Raw genomic sequence first — 18,446 nt, forward strand, 5'->3', positions numbered from 1 at the left:
TTTCTGTCTTCGAAACCAAGGCTGAAATGGATCTTTACTCTATCTCTATGCTTAAACTCTGTTCTTTTAGCGCATATACCAACCCTAGTGTTGCTTTAGTGTTGCTTGCATCATCATAGCCGTGAACCATTAATAAGGTCATGAGATTCCCGGCTTCATTAGTTTCTGTTCCTGATTCATCAAAGGCTTGTGACATAAAACCTTTGAGTTTAAGAGGCTCGCCCTGTACGTTCGGGAAGGTAAATTGAACTACGCCGTCGTTGTCAATTGTGTAGCTGCCGGTGGCCTGTGGAATGTTAACCCCCGTAATAGGTGTAACGACCTGCGTGCTTACATTGTGGGTGGTCTCAAGCGTATTGAATGTTAGCGTTGCGGATGATGCTCCGGTAAGTGAAAGTATGGAGTTGTTATAGTTTCGTAATACATTGCTTGCTGCGTTGGCACCAAAACTATTACCGGCTAATCGGTATTCTGCTCCGATCCGGTTGACTGGGGCGACAGCCCTTAACTTCATTGCATGCAGCAGACCTTGACCGTTTGCTGTCTCGTTTTGAGTGACAGTAATCATGTTTCCATCGGGAGTTGAGGATGCTTGATTGCGTTCATCTGCATTGCCTGGCGCAGATACCGTGAGACGGCCCAAATGAAGCTCTTTTATTCCACTATTTGACGATTTTTTGGATGTGGCAACATCATAATTTCTGACGACTAACCCTTCACTGCTTTCCGGAGTGACTGTCAGGGTCTGAGAGTCATCCCTTGTAAATGAATAGGTTTGATAGTGAAGCTCGCCAGAGGGAGGGATATCCCCCGGTTGGGTTTGGTCAAGCTGTGATGGAGATGATGCGTTCCATTTCGAGAGCTTTGCTACTGTCGATAGAATGTTGCCAGAGTTATTTAGTTTTACTGAAAGATTTACAACGCCGTACTCTTTCCCCTGAATTTTTGATGTATCTACAAAGCCTTCTCCTTCATTGACTATGGGTTTGCCATCATTCTCGGGAACTTGATTGTGTGAGCTCCATGCAAAAATCATCTGCTCCTCTAGCTTATCATTACGCGCCCAGCTTGAGTCTTCATTGGCGGTAATTGCATAGCTGCTGCCATTTCTGACAAACGAAGAGAACATGCTCTGCGGGCCAGTACCGTCTGCATCGGATGCGTACATGAGTTGAATATACGGGTCTGACTGCCAACCTATGCCAGAGGTTGCCGTTTTATCAGTAATCGTTTGAAATGGAATCTTGCCTGCAATATAGAACCCTTGGCTGGTTAAAAAGGTATTTCCCGGGGAGGAAGAAAGCGAGTTTCGCAGTGCCGGGGTTAATGACGCATCATTCGCTGAAGTGAGGTTCAGTGATGTTCTCAGGATAGGGAAGTCTTCGTTAATGTTGGTAAATGATACGTTTAGGTTAGAGGTATTTCGAGTGAGCTCCGGGTAACTGACAGTCTCAGCGCTCTCCTCAAACAATGTTGATATCGTTGTGCTGATGGAGGCTCCCTTAGATGCCGAGGCAGGAGTGGTTTGGCTGAAGCTTAATGAGAATAGGGTGCTGTTATAACTTTCAATTGAAGACAGATTCTCAATTGTATTCTCAGGGTTTTCGCTGACAGGGGCCAATTCACGCTCAGTGCCTCCAACAAAGGCTTCTGGTGTGCGTATGATCTCGTTCAACACCGTTTCTATGTGTGCTTTAAACTCTGCGGTACTGCCCAATAATTCAGAGGCTTGTGTAATGGTAAAGGATGACGGGATGTCTATCTCATACGCTTGTGTTAAATTGTTCAGGGCGGCCCAAAGGCTAAACTTGGCAAAAGGTTGGCTTTTGCAGCCAACGTTTTTCCCCCACTCACTGCCATCACCACTACAGGGTAGTATTTCAGTGAGTGCTTCTGGTGTATTCAACTTGCTGTAAAGTGCTTTAACCAGATAGTCAGACACTACATTAACGACCACGATTGGCTCGAAGTTTCCTTCTATGCTGGAGTCAATGAAAGGAGCCAGGAGCACTTGATCGTTTTCCAGTGTTACTTTAGCGATGATATCAATACGTGCAGGGGGCGATTCATCAAATGTAATGGAGTAGTTACCTAGCGCTGCATTTTCTTTAACGCTATATGAGGGTATCAAAGAGGTTGCAACTTCGTTCAGGTTTTCTTCGACTTGAATAATTTCAATTGATTTAGCAGGAACGGTCGTTAGTCCCCGAAATGCATATGCACTGCCAGGTGTGATCAGGTTAAAAAGGTCCTTTTGCCAGCTGGCGACCATGGCTTCGGTTGCTTCTACTGTCAGGCAGAAGGTTACGCCTGAGGGCGTTGAGCTAGAGCATGAGTTCGCATCTGACGTGCCTCCTTCAGTGATTTGTTCATTCTCTTCAGCTGCGTTTCTGGCAAACGCATTCTCTTTGGCTCCGGCCGCTTTAACCGCTTCATTACCCCCCCCGCACCCTGAAAGAAGTAGTATGAATATCATTGTCAGGGCTGGGAAAATGGCTTTATATGACCGGGTATAGCTGAGTTTTTGCATATGATAAACCGTTCTGTACTGGGGCTGTGGGTAACGACTCAGCCATTAGTTGGCTAAATGACGAGCACGCATGTATCAAGGTTTCTATACATGCGTGCTGGAAAGACTAACTATATTCCAAGATGGAATCGTTATAAAGTGGCTGCGGAGCTGATTGTGACTTGCCTCAAAAACAGATATCAAATCTTTTTTAAAGCACGTGGGTATAATATATCTGCGGTTAAAAGATGAGTTTCATTCCTGCAAAAAGGCCTTTATCCAATGTGACGTCGCTGTGGCCTTCAAGATCAGCATTCAAGTAATGGTAGCCTACAAATACATCGGCATTTTGAATGACCCGATAATTTGCTTGAGCTCTTACTCGTGTTAAGTCATCAGCATCACCGAATGACAATATAGATGGGGCGTAGTGCAAAGCGCCTTCAAATGATAGGCCAGGCACGCTCGGAATATTGAGCCTTGCAAATCCGCCAACTCCAACCGCTCCTCCGTCAACACTATCGTCATCGAACCCCGTAGCCTGAATGCCAACACCCGCAGTGGTGGGTAAGTTTCCTACCGCTGTTTGCCCTTTTGCATGAAGATCCAGGTTGACAATATGTCGACTGCCTTCGTGATACATGTAGCCGGCACCTAGGTCGATATTTGAGCCATTAGGCGTTACATTTACTTGAGAGTGGACGGAGTCGTCACTAATCCGAAGGCTCACGTCGCTGGCTAGCGCAATGGTGCTTCCTGCAATTAAAGGGAGTGCTGTTGATGCAGCAAGGAACAGTTTAGAAACATTCATGTGGGATCCTTTCTGGTAAACCATATTATCTGTTGACGCAAAGGGTAAAAGGTTAGGCGTAAAAGGTAAAGTTACATAAGACATTCTGGTCAAAAAATAGTTTAAGCGGGTTGTGTGTGACCTCTTCACTCAATTAACGCAGTAAATTTTGCAGTAAATACTATGTCGGGTGAGCTCTCTGTAATGAGATCTTCTATTGCTGAAAGCTCTAACCGGTAGAGGGAGGAAAAGTGTATATCTCCGCCTACTGTTAGCATTAGTGCCGCCTTGCCTAGCTCGTCAGTTTCGCTTTGATAAACGGCGGAGTGAGTGTCGAGTTGCGTCTTTAGTGTAACTGATTCATTGAGCGACCAACCCATGCCTGCTCTTGCAGACCACACAAGGTTTTTTTGTCTATCAGATAAAGAACCATCTGCATCACCTAGGTAGGTTGCACTGCTTCCGGCCCAGAGGTTAATGTCATGGTTCTGAAGGGATACCGGGTCATTAAGCATAAAACCTATCGATAAATCTGTACCGCCGCTTCCTGTAAGTTTTTCGGAGCTGCCCGTCGGAAGTTTTAGTTCACTCTGCAGTATGATTTCCCGGTCAATTGCAGGCAGTTTGTACAAGTATTTTAATCGTATATCTCCAATGCCTGAAGCCGGTGAAGCTAGCCGTGCTTGCGATTTTCCTGCGTCAGTGTATTGAATATCAAAATTGTCATTGGAATCTTCGGTTCGCTCTCCTTGTGGCATGCCAAAAAGGTCATGCCAATCATAGATCAGGTCATCCAAATAGCCCGCAGAGTGCCTGATATAAGGAATTGAAACTGATAATTCGGTCTTGTTAGTGACTGCTGCTGCCAAACTGATGTTTGTTCGCCAGGTTTCGCCATCTAATGTTATTGACTCTGAATTAATTGCTGACTGACTGTGGTAGTTGGCTACCTGTTGCTCAAGCTCGACTCTATAGGTTCCTTTGATATCCAGTGTCCGGTTTGCCAGTGTCGGAAGCCCAAATATCTGTATCATCGGGTTCAGGTTGACGGTGTTGAATGCTGCACTCGGCTTATATTGTGCTTGGCAGGGGAGTGCTATTGCCATGAAGAGGGATAAGGCAACTAACGCCTGTGTCTGAATATTTATACGGGGGAAGCGCTCTTGGTCAGTCATCTTGGCAATTTTGCTAAGTAAAGTTACTTTTAAGGTGTTCCAGCTCTTCCGCTATTCCATTGCATACAATTTCACACAGATCAAAGATAAACGGGGCTGATATGGAGAAGAATGCCTGATTACTCTCCTGGCGGCGTTTAACCATACCTGTTGTACGAAGGATATTCAGGTGTTTTGAAATGTTGGGTTGAGAGCTCCCCGTAATTTCGACTAACTGGTTTACTGACCTTTCTCCATCTTGCAGTGCATGGAGAATTTTAAGCCTCATTGGGTCGCTAAGTAATTTGAACCTGAGAGCAATTTGCTCTAGCGCTTCACTGCTAAGTTGCTTTTGGTTTTGGTCAGATTCCTTCACGGCTTCTCGCTCTTTAGTTGTTATTAAGTTTAGTTGTTATCAAGTTTACTTTTTCTATTAACTATATAGCTTCCATCAACGCTGCTGAATATAACATAAAATTTTCTATTGATAATATATCTATATGGGAATATAGTAATTATTTGTTGTTCTATAGGAGAGACAGTTATGACGATTAATCAAGCGTTGAGGTTGCTGGCGGGTAGCGTTGTACTAATCAGTTTAATGCTGGGCTACTATGTTGCCCAAGAGTGGCTCTTGCTGACGTTGTTTACAAGCTTAAACTTAATCCAATCGGCGTTTACAAATTGGTGTCCCGCAATGTGGTTTTTGAGAAAACTCGGTGTTAATGATGGCTGAACAGTTGGTTTGTTAACCGGTTTTATGGGAAAGCTTGTCAAGTCTGTTAGAATAGGCGTACTTTTAATGTCTATATTAATATGGTTAGGGCAAGCTGTTGTTATTAAAGGATCTCTTGCAGTATTTCAAGTTAAGGCCGTTAGCGACCCGAGTGCTTGCCTATATTCTTCTATTCAGTACCTTTATTGCTATATTCTCGACTGGAGTGCAACTCTATTTTGATTTCCGGAGTGAAGTCGAGTCCATTGAGCGTAGCCTGGATCAGGTGTCTGATACATTCTCAGATAGTTTGAGTAATAGCTTGTGGCATGTTGATCAGGAAGAGTTGCGTTTGCACCTGAATGGCATTAGTAAGCTGCAAAACATTTATTTTGTCTCCGTATCAACGGGCTATGGCGAGGTTATCTCAATAGGTGAGATGCCTACAGACAAGCGGCGGATTTCGAGAGCTTATCCTCTGGTGTATAAGCGCCCCCATGACGATGTAGAGGCTCACTGGCTGGGAGAGTTGACCATCGTTTCCAGTCTTCAGCCTGTGTATGAGCATCTTTGGGGGAAGGCGCTTGTTATTTTGGTCAGCCAAAGTATTAAAACGTTTGTGGTATCTCTTTTTATACTGCTAATTGTCCGTGTTCTCGTAACCCGCCACCTTGAGGCAATGTCTAACTATGCCAGAAACCTGGATATGGAGAACTTGTCTGCCCCTCTGAAACTAAAGCGAAAAGCGTCAAAAAAAGGGGACGAGTTAAGTGATGTTGTTCATGGACTTAACCAAATGCGACTTCGTTTGTTTCGCGAAACATCCCGTTTAAAGAAGTCTGAAAGTCAGTCAATTAGTGAGCGCGATCAGGCGATCAAAGCGAGTAAAACAAAGAGCTTGTTTTTAGCCAACATGAGTCATGAGCTTCGGACGCCTATGAATGGCGTATTAGGTTTCTCTTCGCTATTGCTAGATACAACGCTTGACAATGAACAGCGTGAGTATGTGCAAACTATACAGGGCTCGGCTGAATCATTGCTGGGAATTGTGAATGATATTCTGGATATTTCGAAAATAGAGTCTGGCAAACTGGCCATAGAGCCTATAGCGTTTAGCCTTCGAAGTACCGTTGTTGATGTTATCGGGTTGTTAGGCAAAAAAGCGGAAGCTAAGGGGATCGCGCTTGAAACCAGAATAGATCCTGAGTTACCGATGATGCTGGAGGGTGACCCTGTTCGCTTAAGACAGATTCTGATTAATCTGACATCGAATGCGATCAAATTTACCAGCCGGGGACACGTTTTAATAAGTATCGAGTATATTAAACAGTCCCATGATGATGTTGAGCTTCGCATGGCCGTTGAAGATACGGGGATTGGTATTAGTGAAGACCATCAAAGGACTATTTTTGAAGAATTTAAGCAGGCAGATGCGTCGACAACCAGGCGGTACGGTGGTTCTGGACTGGGCTTGGCAATATGTAAGCAATTGGTTGAGCTCATGGGAGGGCAGATTGGGCTCGAAAGCGAGGAGAATAAAGGTGCGACCTTTTGGGTGACGCTCTCTCTGCCAAAGGTGAGGGAGCCTTTGACCAATGTTCAAGAAGATATGAAAGCGCTGGAGGGCGTGAGAATACTGGTGCTGGACTCCTACGAACTTAGCCGAAAAATCACCTTGGAATCTCTTAATCAATGGGGTGTTCAGTTTGAGTCTGCCAATACTGCGGGTGAGGCGTTGCTTTTATTGGAGCTGGCTGCGGATACAGGTCAGCCGTTTGATATGATTTTGATGGATGATTTCATGCCAGATATGGATGGTATGGATTTTTGTGAAATTGTTCGCTCCGCGCCTCATTGGCAGGATATTAGCCTTGTTGTTCTCTCTTCTAATCCTCAGCGAGGTGATGCGAGTCGCTTTGGTTCCGCAGGCGTTGACGGCTTTCTTAGTAAGCAGCTGCGAGATCAGTTCTTGCGTGCCACAATTCAGCAAGTGTTTAGTGACAAGGATAACAACATAGACCGATTGGTTACTCGCTTTACTATTCAGGGGCAAGATTCACCCAGATTGGAAGATAATCCCAATAAGGGAGAGGTAAGCGTTTTGTTGGTTGAGGACAATATCGTCAACCAGAAGTTAGCCGCTCGAATGCTTGAAAAAGCGGGTTGCAAAGTCGATGTAGCGGACAACGGAAGAGTTGCCATCAAACGCTGGCTAGAAGAAAGTTATCATATGGTCTTTATGGATTGTATGATGCCAGTGATGGATGGCTATGAAGCTACCCGGGAAATTAGGCGCCAGGAAGAAGAGTCTGGGTTAAGCCGAACGCCTATTATTGCTTTAACAGCAAATGCGATGGATGGGGAACGGGAGCGCTGTGAAAGTGCAGGGATGGATGAGTTTATCACCAAACCGGTGAAAGCTGAGCAGTTAAAATCAGTTGTTGAACTTTATGTCGATGCTTAATTAATTTGTCGCTTGTTCTAACGCTTGTATATTTATAAGGGCCTCAGCATTTGTATCTCCGCATATGGCTTTCTCTGCCTTAAAACCACCACACACCTTAGGCCTGTCAGGGCTTTCAAATAGTCTGCACAAATTCATGTTGTCTAGCTGTATACATCTTACACCTGCTGGTTTGCCGTCTGGCATACCCGGAATGGGAGTTGAAATTGATGGTGCGATACAGCAAGCGCCGCATCCAAGTCGACAATTCATAGATGATCTTAAATACAAAATAGTAACTATTAGAGATCTTTGCACGACGTTATGTGCGAAGCAAAGACAAGGCAAAAAATGACGAAAAAGCGCAGTTTATATGTAATAAATGAGCATTTTGAGTCATTTTTTAACGCTGTATTTGTAAGCGCAGTAGTCGTGCAAAGATCTCTATTAAAGGCAAAAAGTAATACTTGCCGTAAAAGTATGGCGGCAGTTTACCCAAAAATATGTAATTAGTCTGTTGTATTTTTATTGGTCTATACTTTGGGAAAGCATGTCATGGACAAAAAATAATATGCGCTCGTACATTCGTCACCCTACTGATGTTCCAATTGAGTTGTCACCTGCTGGCCGGTTGTGTGAAGAGCATTCTCGTATAAAAGATGTGAGTGTTGGGGGGTTGAGTTTAAAAAGCGATACAGCACTTGAGATCAAAACACTGATAAAAATTAGGATCCCGCTGGTAGAGCCTCCGTTCGAGACTCATGGGGAAGTTGTATGGTGCAAAAAAACCACGCGGGCGTATGAAATAGGCGTCCAATTTATTGATGAGCAAGATGCCTATGCCGCCAGAATGGTTGAGCAGATTTGCCACATAGAGCATTACCGAATAAAAGTGAAGGAAAGTGATGGCCGTGATCTGACCATAGAGGAAGCTGCCCAGGAGTGGATCGACAAGTTCGCTAGAGACTTTCCGTCATTTGACTCATCAAGCAGTAAGACTATTAACTAGCCTTCAATCGTTCGCGGTAAATTGGGCTTTATGCCTGATCAATTGACAAAACCTCAACACGTTCTTCATGAACCTTCCACTTGATATCAACATCGAACAGCTTGATGCCGTAAACCCTGGTGTCTTCATGTTTTTTATAGGCAGGCCTAGGGTCTGCTGACAGCACGTCATCAATAATGAGTCGTATGTCTGGATATTTTTCTGAACTCATCTCGTTAAGCTGGATAAGAGCTAAATCGGAGAATGTTACATTCAATGGTTTGCCGGGTGTTTCCGTTGCGTAGCCGGCCACAGCGTTGGGGATTGAGTCGCTGTATGGAATGTATGGCTTAATATCGACAATGGGAGTTCCATCGACCAAGTCTGCTCCTTTGATCGTTATCCGTATTTCGCTGTTATTCAGCTTTACGCCGATTAGCTCGACCGCTGAAAGACCTAAGCTATTGGGTCTGAATGACGAGCGGCTGGCAAATACACCAAGTTTTTTATTGCCACCTAGTCTTGGGGGGCGGATACAGGGTTTCCATTGATTTCGCTGGTTTTGGTGAAAGATAAATGTGAGCCATATGTGAGAAAACTGATCTATCTCGTGAAAGGCTTCAATGCGACTGTAGGGCGGGGTAATTATTATCTCGCTAGTAATGTGTCTGGCAAGCGCCGGTTGACGTGGAATACCAAATTTTTCCTTGAAGGGTGAAGAGATAATACCTATCGTATCGATGGAAAATTGATCATTTGTCATTTTAGCAGCCTAACAATATAGGGTAAAAAAATGGAGGTGTAGACGCCCATTAGCCCCATCGAGAGGGCTGAAAATGCACCTGTTTTGCTGCTTAGCTCTAACGCTCTTGCTGTTGCAATGCCATGGCCAATCATGCCCATAGAGGCACCTTGTATGATGGGGTCGTCGATTTTTAACCACTTAAATATAGGTGTTGCACAGACGGCTATAACAATGCCTGTAAAGATGACAAAACCCGCAGTAAGAGGTGGGTAACCTCCAATACTCTCTGCGACCCCCATAGCGAATGGTGTGGTGATAGATTTTGGTGCAAGCGATAGCATAATTTCTGCTGATGCGCCTAGTAACCAGGCAATAGCAACGGCTGAAAAACAGGCAATGATGCCACTCATTAGAAGTGTCAAAAGTAATGGCCGGAAGGTAGCACGAATATAGTGAAGATTTTGATATAGGGGGATGGCCAGCGCAACAGTCGCTGTGCTCAGTAAAAAGTGAATTATCTCTGCGCCTTTAAAATAGCGTTCATATGGGATATCAAGAATGGAAATGGCCAGCATTACCAAAATAATGCCACTCACCACGGGTTGTAGAAATGTGTTTTTACCACTCAACGAATAAACTTTAACACCGATCAAATAGGCAGCAAGGGTGAGCGGAATACAGAATACCGGGCTAGTCAGTAGTTCTGAGTAGGCTGTAGGTATTAACTCAGTCATTGTGCGCGCGGGTCGTATTTTGGATGGCGGTTAGTTTTTTGAAGATTAGCAGTGTTATGACAAATGCTATCAGAGATCCAAGTGTCAGCGATGCAACAATGGCAATGCCCTGCGTTCTCAGTTCTTCGGTATATACAAGAATGCCGACCCCGGCGGGAATGAAGAGAAGAGGGAGGTGTTTAAGTAGTCGACTTCCTGTCTCCTGTAATTTTTCATTAGAACCACCCGCTAGGCATAGATAAAGAAAGAACAAGATCATGCCTATCACTGCGCCGGGGATAGGGGAATTGAAGTGCTGCTGTACGAAGGTTCCAGCAAGCTGAAACAGTATGATGAGTGTGAGTGATGGAAGCATAGTCAGTTCGGTAGTATGGGCGGGGTTATAGGTGTTGCCTAATCGCCTTGGCCTGGAGGTCTAGCTTGGCCCTTTTGGTACTCAAACCAAATAACCCTGTTACATGTAGGGCTAACTTCGGAATTGCCGTTACAAAGTCACCCCTTTTTCTTGGGATAAGGTGTAGATGTATGTGAGGGACTGTTTGGTTTGCAGCTTTTCCATCATTCAGCAGAAAATTAGTTCCTTTAATACCAAAGCCAGCTTTTCGTTGCGCTTCTACAATTCGGGTTCCGACAGAAAACAGGTGCTCTTGAATGGGCGGTTCAAGCTCATTGATTAGCACACCATGTTGCTTCGGCAGTACCAATACGTGCCCTTCACCCAGAGGGAATATATCCATGATTGCCATACATAGCTCGTCTTCATAGACGATCGATGATGTTTCTTTCTTTTGGGTAATGCGACAGAAAAGGCAGCTAGACATGAGTGGTTCCTATTACTTATTGAATTGCTGTTAGAAGGTCTTTATAAGGCACTACTGGAGGGTGTTGGGTTCATTGCCCATGGTGACTTCTGCCATATCCCACTCTGAAGCTGGCTTACCTGCGATCTTGTAATCTTCAGCGGCCCATGCGCCAAGGTCAATCAAACGACAGCGGTCAGAGCAGAACGGGCGGTGTTCGTTTTTTTCAGACCATTCAACTTGATCTTGGCAGGTAGGGCAATTAACGGTGATGATTTTTTTGCTCATTTTGTGACAATTCCAAATAGCGTTGATGCAGAGTACTCACTTCTTTCTGTAAGGCCTCAATAGTACCTGTATTGAGAATAATGTCATCCGCTTTTTGTTGTTTAAACTCACGCGATGACTGGGCCTTGATGATTGACTCAACTTGTTCTTTTGAGTTGTTGTCGCGTTGGCAGGTTCGCTCTATTTGAGTTTCAATAGGAACATCAACAACCAATATACGTTCCACCATGGTATGCTGGTCTGTTTCTAAAAGCAGGGGAGAAGATAGAATTGAGTAGGGGGCGTTGCCTTCTTTTAATTGGCTGATAATCTCCTCACGAATTAAGGGGTGAAGAAGAGACTCCAACCACTTTCGTTGGTTTTCGTCTGCAAATATTATAGATCGTAGAGCTGCTCGATTTAGTTGCCCTTCTGGCGTCAGGATATCGTGACCGAAATGACCTGCAATAGCCTTTAGTGCTGGGCGACCCGTTTCAACGACTTCACGGGCGACAATGTCTGCATCTACAACCTGTACGCCTAGTTTCTCAAAGCACTTGGATACTGCGGATTTTCCGCTGCCAATTCCGCCTGTTAATCCAATAATCATATTTTCTACTATTTCATACCTGAAAACTGGAGATATGCCTGAGTGATGTCATGCCCCCAAAGCAGGGCCAACCAGCCAGCCGCAGCAAGGTAAGGGCCAAACGGTATGGGAATGTTCTTATCCCTTCCTTTAATGGCAATAAGTAAAATACCAACAATAGCACCGACTAATGAAGAGAGCAGAATGATAACTGGCAGCATCTGCCACCCCATCCAGGCCCCTAATGCGGCCAGTAGTTTGAAGTCGCCAAAGCCCATACCTTCCTTACCGGTGAGTAGTTTGAAAGCATGATAAACGGACCATAAGCTCAGGTAGCCAGCCACCGCGCCCCATAAAGCGGTTTCTAAAGGGGCAAACAGGCCGTAAGCGTTAACAATAAGTCCGAGCCACACCAGTGGCAATGTCATATTGTCAGGAAGCAGTTGAGTGTCAAAGTCGATCATCGTTAATGCGATCAGTACCCATGTAAGCAGCAGTGCAGAAAAGCCAGCCCAATTAGCGCCAAGCACGCAAATAACAGCGAGTGAAAGAAGGCCTGTTACAAGCTCTATTATTGGATATCTAACGGATATGTGGGTTTTGCAAGAGGAGCACTTTCCACGCAGAAATAGATAGCTAATGATCGGTATGTTTTCCCAGGGCTTGATCTCATGACCACATTTCGGGCAGGTCGAATTGGGAGTCGATAATGTTATTTTAGGTTCTTCTTTACCCTCAATCTCCAGTAGTTCACAGCACTGAGACTTCCACTCTTTCTCAAGTATTTTGGGTATACGATAGATGACGACATTTAAGAAGCTGCCGATAATTAATCCGAGAATAAAAATAGCAGGGTATAAGTACTCTGGAGAGTTTAAAAACAGTTCGAAAGTTTGCATTGAGTATTGGTTCTCTTAAAAACAAAAGGCCTGCTTGAGCAGGCCCCGAATGAGCAGGTTTAACAATAACTGGGGTTATACTACCTGCCCCATCTGGAATATTGGTAAATACATCGCGACGATTAAGCCACCCACAAGAACGCCCAATACGGCCATTATCATGGGTTCCATTAAGCTTGTAAGGCTATCTACTAATGCGTCAACCTCTTCTTCATAGTAATCTGCCACTTTTTCAAGCATAGAGTCTAGGGCACCGGACTCTTCGCCAATGGAGACTAGCTGGACTGCCATCGCGGGAAAAACACTTGTTTGCTTCATTGAAAACTGAAGTTGAGTACCTGTGGAAACATCGTCTCTTATTCTATAAATGGCATCACGGTACTTAGCATTGCCTGCGGCGCCTGCAACGGAGTCTAGGGCATCTACCAGGGGCACGCCAGCCGCAAAGGTTGTAGAAAGAACCCTGCCAAATCGAGCAATTGCAGATTTGTCAATAATGACCCCCATAACAGGTATTTTTAAAATAAAGTGATCAACCTTATCTGCGAACGTGGGAGACCTTCTTTTGGCCTCTTTGAATGTGAAAATAGTTGCGATAATAATACCTAGAGCAATAAACCACCACTCTTGCATCCACTCGGAAATACCTATGACGAATTGAGTAAACGCAGGCAGTTCTGCGCCAAAGCCAGAAAAGAGCTCTTCAAATTGGGGGACTACTTTAATTAAAAGTATTGCAGTTACAATCACGGCGACAACGACAACTGCGATAGGGTAGCTCATTGCTTTTTTGACTTTTTTCTTCAGTGTCTCTGTTTTTTCCATGTAAGTTGCGACACGGTCAAGCATGGTTTCGAGTGCGCCTGACTGTTCACCGGAATTAACTAGGTTGCAAAAAAGATCATCAAAATATTTAGGGTGTTTACGAAGAGCTTCTGCGAAGTTATTCCCTGCGGCAACATCGTTCTTTATCTCCAATACAATATCCCTAAGACTAGGGTTTTCTAGCCCCTCTGCTACGATATCAAATGACTGAATTAGCGGCACCCCTGCCTTCATCATGGTTGCCAGCTGTCGAGTAAAAATGGCTATATCAAACGGCGTTATTTTCTTTTTCTTTGGGCCGCCAAGTGAAATAGCCTCTTTTTTCACTTTTGTAGGGGTTATGCCTTGCTGTCGTAATTGAGCTTTTACTAATGCAGCATTTTGACCTGATGTTTTGCCTTTGGTTTTATTACCCTTTCGGTCGGTTCCTTCCCAAACGAAAGAGCCTAATTTCTGTGCCTTTTCTGCCATAATTAATCCTTCGTCACTCGGTTAACTTCTTCCAAGCTAGTTACGCCTTCAATTGCTTTTAGAATTGCAGACTGTCTCAAATTGTTAAAGCCTTCTTTTTGTGCTGCGGCGGCTATATCAAGGGAGGTAGCTTCTTCCATAATTAGCTGAGATATTGCTGGTGTCACTTTAACGACTTCGTAAATACCGACTCGCCCTTTATATCCACCTGAACATTTATCACAGCCTTTCGGTTGGTACAATGTAAAGCCTGTTTCAATTTGTTCTTCTGTGAACCCCTCCTTTAAAAGGGTTTCTTTGGGGACGTTAGCTTTTTCTTTGCATGCACTACACAGTCTTCTGCCTAAACGCTGTGCAATAATCAGACTGACAGATGTTGCAATGTTAAAAGCAGGAACGCCCATATTCATCATTCGGGTGAGTGTTTCAGGCGCACTGTTTGTGTGTAGTGTAGAGAGCACCAGGTGCCCCGTTTGAGCGGCTTTGATCGCTATTGAAGCGGTATCTAAATCTCGAATCTCCCCCACCATGACGATATCCGGATCTTGCCGTAGAAATGATCTTAGAGCCTCAGGGAAGCCTAACCCCACCTTGGGGTTGACGTTGACCTGATTAATACCTTCAAGGTTGATTTCGACAGGGTCTTCTGCTGTGGATATATTGGTTTCAGGCGTGTTAAGTATATTAAGACCGGTATAGAGCGATACTGTTTTTCCGCTACCTGTAGGCCCTGTCACCAAAATCATACCTTGCGGCTGGGCAAGCGCATCCAGGTAGAGTTGCTTTTGATCTTCCTCATAGCCGAGTGCATCTATCCCCATTTTAGCACTGCTTGGGTCAAGTATACGCAGTACGATTTTTTCTCCCCAGAGTGTAGGGAGTGTATTTACCCGGAAGTCGATGGCTTTCGTTTTGGATAGCTTTAGCTTGATTCGGCCATCTTGAGGGATTCTTCGTTCAGAAATATCAAGTTGTGACATGACTTTTAAGCGCGCAGCTATCTTAGACGCTAATTTAATTGAAGGTTTTGATACCTCATGAAGAATGCCGTCAGTCCTGTATCTGACTCGGTAAGTTTTTTCATAGGGCTCAAAATGTAGGTCTGATGCTCCGCCTTTTATTGCGTCAAGAAGCATCTTATTTACGTATTTTACGATAGGGGCGTCATCAGCTTCTGATCCAGCTTGTTCCTCTTTTTCTTCTTCTGGGTTTTCAATATCAAGACCATCAATATCTGCATCTTCAAGATCGCCCATTGACGTATCTTGAGATTCCAGATATTTTTCTATTGCATCACCTAGTTTGTCGTCTTCAACCAGTACTGCGTCGGTGCTTAACCCAGTGTGGAACTTAAGTTCATCGAGGGCTTGAATGTTGGTAGGGTCTGAAGTTGCTATAAATAGCCGATTGCCACGCTTGAACAGAGGGAGTGCATGATGTTTTCTTATTAACTTCTCTTCTACTACTTTTTCAGGAATCAATTCTGCCATAAAAGTCGATAGGTCGAGAACCGGCATCCCGAATTCCTGCGCTGCAGAATATGCAAGTGCTTTAGCGCCAGCTAGATTGTTTTGCACCAAGTAAGTAATAAAAGGGATATTGTTATTGTTTGCTTGAGCAAATGCGTCTTTAGCTATCTCTTCTTCGAGAATATTGTCCAAAACAAATTTGCGAGCCAAACCAGTTAGTGTGATTGAACTATTAGATGCCATAAAAACCGTATAAAATGCTTTAAGATTATTGTCTAACTTATGAGTGTAGTTCGATGGGGAGGATTTTTAAAGTTTTCCAATGTTTTTGTTTTAAGTGTCTGCTGATTGTGACGCAAATGGTCACATGCTGACGTGCAATGGTATTGAAATATACGGCTGATCTATTTTGTAATCTGATTTATATTTATTATATGTTTGATTTGTATGGTTAAAATAAATAATTATTTAAGGTGGCATGGTGTGTGCTTTTACTTTGTTATGGCTGACTTCTGACCTCTTCTCAATATTTTGAGAACAAAAGAAGTGGTCGACTTTAAACACTGGAGAGATAAATTATGAAAAAAGTACAACAAGGTTTTACTCTAATTGAATTAATGATCGTTGTTGCGATTATTGGTATTTTGGCAGCGGTAGCGATTCCTGCATATCAGGATTATACGTCGCGCGCTAAAATTTCTGAGGTTATTGTTATTGCATCGGCAGCGAAAACTGCAGCGTCGGAGTATTACTTGAGTACCGGTCGTATGCCGGCCAACACAAATGAGGCTGGCATCAATACAAACGCTGGGCAAAGTGCTCATTTATCAAATATCACCTTTGTTACGTCCAATGGTGGTAATGATGCACAGCTGGGGTATGCGATAGATGTTGATGGTCGTGGTGCCACTGTTGGTGGTGTTGTGTTTACAGGTAGAGGTAATTCAAACGGCGTTCAGTGGTCTTGCGCTCCTGCTACTGTTGGAGCCGCAACAGCTATTGAGTCAAAGTATTTACCTGCAAATTGTAGATAAATTCGCGTTTGATATAAAAGCCCTCATATGAGGGCTTTTTTTGTCTGCTACTATTTAGTGTGTAAAACAATTGGTCTTAGGATGTTTAGTGAACAAGAATAGGTCGCTCCAGCTAAATCTTCATACGTTAATTGTTGCTGTTTTATTGGTTGTTGGAATTGGGATCACCTATTTGGTGTTTCAGCCTGGTTTTAGCGGCATATTTATGATGGATGATGAGCCAAATCTTTCTGCGCTAAATATAGGAGGTGGAGTCACCTCTGTTACTCACTTTTTGCAGTTTGTATTTGGTAACAATTCTGGGGTGTTAGGAAGGCCGATAGCAATGCTTTCCTTTCTTATAGAGGATCAATATTGGCCAGGAGATCCCGCTCTATATAAGAGGAATAACCTATATATTCACTTGCTTACAGGCTTCCTTGTTTTTCTGGTTAGTCGGCTTTTACTGACTTTACGTCGCCCCAATATCAATAATAACTATATTGCGCTAATCGCTACATTGATTTGGCTTGTGCACCCCATGCATACATCGACAGTGCTGTATGTTGTTCAAAGAATGACATTGCTCATGAGCTTGTTTTCACTTTTCGCCATATTTTTTTATTTGCTAGGAAGGCTGGAGCTTACTAAAAATACTATTAGAGCTTATCAGTACTTTTTTTTAGGAGGTATATGTGCTGTTTTATCGGTAGCGAGTAAGGAAAATGGCGTTCTGGTCTTCGCTTATATCATTGTCTTAGAGCTTACTCTTTTGAGGGGGCGGCCTAAAACTAAGGTCTTTAGCTATTTATATAAGCTTCTGATTTTTGGCCCCCTTATTTTATTATTTTGTTATTTTACATATAACTGGGGCGGTATACTGAAGGGGTACCTGAATAGAGACTTTTCTCTTTTAGAAAGGTTGCTCACAGAGTCAAGAATTTTAATTGACTACCTGTATAGAATCATTGTTCCTAGATCAGGAGGAGGTGGTTTAGTTCACGATGACATAGTTATCTCTGTTGGTTTGTTTTCACCTTTTACTACAATCTTATCTTTGCTCTTTAACGGATGCTTGATTGCGTTGGCGCTGTGGGCGCGAAAAAAGCACTCTATGTTAGCATTTGGTATTTTATGGTTTTATGCAGGACACCTTCTGGAGTCGACGTTCATAGCTTTAGAGCTTTACTTTGAACACAGAAATTACCTTCCTATGGTTGGTCCGATTCTAGCCTCATCGTATTATGTCGCTGTGTTCTTTGAAAGGTCGATGATCAAAGGCCGGTTATTTATTTCTTCACTTTTGGTTATGTTTTTCGTCATTAGCAGCTTAACTACTTTCCAGTCTTCGACTATTTGGGGGGAACCTTCTATTTTGTTTCGTGTATGGGCAGATGAGCACCCACGCTCTTCCAGGGCTCAGCGAATCTATGGCCAACTTCTAGGTGCGGAGGGCGAATACAAGAAAGCAATTGAGCAATTAATAAAAACTAATCGTGATTTTCCTGCGGATGCGGGAGTGCTAATTGATGCCCTCAATATAGCCTGTAGAAATGGGCTTGAGCAACCTTTTTCTCCTTCATTCTTAAAAGAAAGAATTGCGATTTCAAGGTACAGTGATGGGTTGTCTTATTATGTTGATAGAATGTTTAATGTAGTTATAGAATCTAAGTGCGACTATGTTTCTCCCGAGGTATTATCCGATATTATAGATCAATTAGTGCCGCGTCCAAGGATGTCTGGGCAAACTCGTGCAAATATCTTGCTTCTAAAGGCAAAGCTGTATATTGAACAAAAAGACTTAAATGGAGCTATGCTTACTTTGGATGAGGCATATCGCTATTATCCCAAGCCTGCATTGCCGCTACTTCAATCTAAATTACTACTTAGTGCGGGTTTAATAGGTGAGTCATTTCAATTTTTTAAAAAAGCAGAAAATGATGTTAAGAATAACGAGCTAAAAAATATTGCATTAAAGGCTGAAATTGAAGAACTAAGAACCAAATTTCACTTATTAGGAATAGGCATAGATTAA

At 43.5% G+C, this 18,446-nt stretch carries 19 protein-coding genes; 5 read left to right on the forward strand and 14 right to left on the reverse strand.

Annotation, left to right across the window (positions count from 1 at the left end; all coding sequences use genetic code 11):
• Positions 1 to 34: 34 nt before the first annotated feature.
• The 4 genes from MY523_RS03005 to MY523_RS03020 all read right to left on the reverse strand — a co-directional run bounded on the left by MY523_RS03005 (position 35) and on the right by MY523_RS03020 (position 4,829).
• Positions 35 to 2,530 (reverse strand): hypothetical protein, encoded by a 2,496-nt coding sequence (locus tag MY523_RS03005; RefSeq protein WP_250657327.1) that lies wholly within the window; start codon positions 2,528 to 2,530, stop codon positions 35 to 37.
• A 220-nt stretch (positions 2,531 to 2,750) separates the two neighbouring features.
• A complete protein-coding gene (locus tag MY523_RS03010) occupies positions 2,751 to 3,320 on the reverse strand; it encodes a YfaZ family outer membrane protein (RefSeq protein WP_250657328.1) in 570 nt (189 codons plus the stop codon).
• A gap of 125 nt (positions 3,321 to 3,445) precedes the next feature.
• Positions 3,446 to 4,474, reverse strand: a complete 1,029-nt coding sequence (locus tag MY523_RS03015; RefSeq protein ID WP_250657329.1) for a DUF3187 family protein — start codon at positions 4,472 to 4,474, stop codon at positions 3,446 to 3,448.
• Positions 4,475 to 4,487: 13 nt separating this feature from the next.
• The gene (locus MY523_RS03020; protein WP_250657330.1) at positions 4,488 to 4,829 is read right to left on the reverse strand and encodes an ArsR/SmtB family transcription factor; all 342 of its coding nucleotides are present in this window, start codon (positions 4,827 to 4,829) and stop codon (positions 4,488 to 4,490) included.
• 168 nt (positions 4,830 to 4,997) lie between these two features.
• On the opposite strand from MY523_RS03020, the gene MY523_RS03025 reads away from it, so the two are divergent.
• Together MY523_RS03025 and MY523_RS03030 are read left to right on the forward strand one after the other, a co-directional pair.
• Positions 4,998 to 5,189, forward strand: a complete 192-nt coding sequence (locus MY523_RS03025; RefSeq protein WP_250657331.1) for a YgaP family membrane protein — start codon at positions 4,998 to 5,000, stop codon at positions 5,187 to 5,189.
• 97 nt (positions 5,190 to 5,286) lie between these two features.
• Positions 5,287 to 7,632, forward strand: a complete 2,346-nt coding sequence (locus MY523_RS03030; RefSeq protein WP_250657332.1) for a response regulator — start codon at positions 5,287 to 5,289, stop codon at positions 7,630 to 7,632.
• Here MY523_RS03030 and MY523_RS03035 read toward each other — a convergent pair whose 3' ends face one another.
• The gene (locus MY523_RS03035) at positions 7,633 to 7,884 is read right to left on the reverse strand and encodes a YkgJ family cysteine cluster protein (RefSeq protein WP_250657333.1); all 252 of its coding nucleotides are present in this window, start codon (positions 7,882 to 7,884) and stop codon (positions 7,633 to 7,635) included.
• A gap of 277 nt (positions 7,885 to 8,161) precedes the next feature.
• On the opposite strand from MY523_RS03035, the gene MY523_RS03040 reads away from it, so the two are divergent.
• Positions 8,162 to 8,620 carry a PilZ domain-containing protein gene (locus tag MY523_RS03040; RefSeq protein ID WP_250657334.1) on the forward strand — a complete coding sequence of 153 codons (459 nt, stop codon included), beginning with the start codon at positions 8,162 to 8,164 and terminating at the stop codon, positions 8,618 to 8,620.
• 28 nt (positions 8,621 to 8,648) lie between these two features.
• On the opposite strand, the gene tsaA is transcribed toward MY523_RS03040, so the two are convergent.
• From tsaA to pilB, 9 genes are all read right to left on the reverse strand, one after another.
• Positions 8,649 to 9,362 (reverse strand): tRNA (N6-threonylcarbamoyladenosine(37)-N6)-methyltransferase TrmO, encoded by a 714-nt coding sequence (gene tsaA / locus MY523_RS03045; protein WP_250657335.1) that lies wholly within the window; start codon positions 9,360 to 9,362, stop codon positions 8,649 to 8,651.
• Positions 9,359 to 10,078, reverse strand: coding sequence for an LrgB family protein (locus MY523_RS03050; RefSeq protein WP_250657336.1), 720 nt, complete (start codon positions 10,076 to 10,078; stop codon positions 9,359 to 9,361). Before MY523_RS03050 ends, tsaA begins: the two co-directional genes overlap by 4 nt.
• Positions 10,071 to 10,433, reverse strand: a complete 363-nt coding sequence (locus tag MY523_RS03055) for a CidA/LrgA family protein (protein ID WP_250657337.1) — start codon at positions 10,431 to 10,433, stop codon at positions 10,071 to 10,073. The genes MY523_RS03050 and MY523_RS03055 overlap by 8 nt, the downstream gene beginning before the upstream one ends.
• Before the next feature lie 25 nt (positions 10,434 to 10,458).
• The gene (locus MY523_RS03060) at positions 10,459 to 10,899 is read right to left on the reverse strand and encodes an HIT family protein (RefSeq protein ID WP_250657338.1); all 441 of its coding nucleotides are present in this window, start codon (positions 10,897 to 10,899) and stop codon (positions 10,459 to 10,461) included.
• 51 nt (positions 10,900 to 10,950) lie between these two features.
• Complete coding sequence (gene yacG, locus MY523_RS03065) at positions 10,951 to 11,166, reverse strand: DNA gyrase inhibitor YacG (protein WP_250657339.1); 216 nt, start codon at positions 11,164 to 11,166, stop codon at positions 10,951 to 10,953.
• Positions 11,141 to 11,755 carry a dephospho-CoA kinase gene (gene coaE / locus MY523_RS03070; protein ID WP_250657340.1) on the reverse strand — a complete coding sequence of 205 codons (615 nt, stop codon included), beginning with the start codon at positions 11,753 to 11,755 and terminating at the stop codon, positions 11,141 to 11,143. The genes yacG and coaE overlap by 26 nt, the downstream gene beginning before the upstream one ends.
• Positions 11,756 to 11,763: 8 nt before the next feature.
• Positions 11,764 to 12,633 carry a prepilin peptidase gene (locus MY523_RS03075; protein ID WP_250657341.1) on the reverse strand — a complete coding sequence of 290 codons (870 nt, stop codon included), beginning with the start codon at positions 12,631 to 12,633 and terminating at the stop codon, positions 11,764 to 11,766.
• 75 nt (positions 12,634 to 12,708) lie between these two features.
• Positions 12,709 to 13,929, reverse strand: a complete 1,221-nt coding sequence (locus tag MY523_RS03080) for a type II secretion system F family protein (protein ID WP_250657342.1) — start codon at positions 13,927 to 13,929, stop codon at positions 12,709 to 12,711.
• Between the two features lie 2 nt (positions 13,930 to 13,931).
• Positions 13,932 to 15,641 carry a type IV-A pilus assembly ATPase PilB gene (gene pilB / locus MY523_RS03085; protein WP_250657343.1) on the reverse strand — a complete coding sequence of 570 codons (1,710 nt, stop codon included), beginning with the start codon at positions 15,639 to 15,641 and terminating at the stop codon, positions 13,932 to 13,934.
• Between the two features lie 335 nt (positions 15,642 to 15,976).
• On the opposite strand from pilB, the gene MY523_RS03095 reads away from it, so the two are divergent.
• Positions 15,977 to 16,432 carry a pilin gene (locus tag MY523_RS03095; protein ID WP_275975288.1) on the forward strand — a complete coding sequence of 152 codons (456 nt, stop codon included), beginning with the start codon at positions 15,977 to 15,979 and terminating at the stop codon, positions 16,430 to 16,432.
• 88 nt (positions 16,433 to 16,520) lie between these two features.
• Positions 16,521 to 18,446 (forward strand): hypothetical protein, encoded by a 1,926-nt coding sequence (locus MY523_RS03100; protein WP_250657344.1) that lies wholly within the window; start codon positions 16,521 to 16,523, stop codon positions 18,444 to 18,446.

Origin of the sequence: Alkalimarinus coralli (assembly GCF_023650515.1) — a bacterium.
In the GTDB taxonomy this organism is placed as follows: Bacteria; Pseudomonadota; Gammaproteobacteria; order Pseudomonadales; family Oleiphilaceae; genus Alkalimarinus; species Alkalimarinus coralli.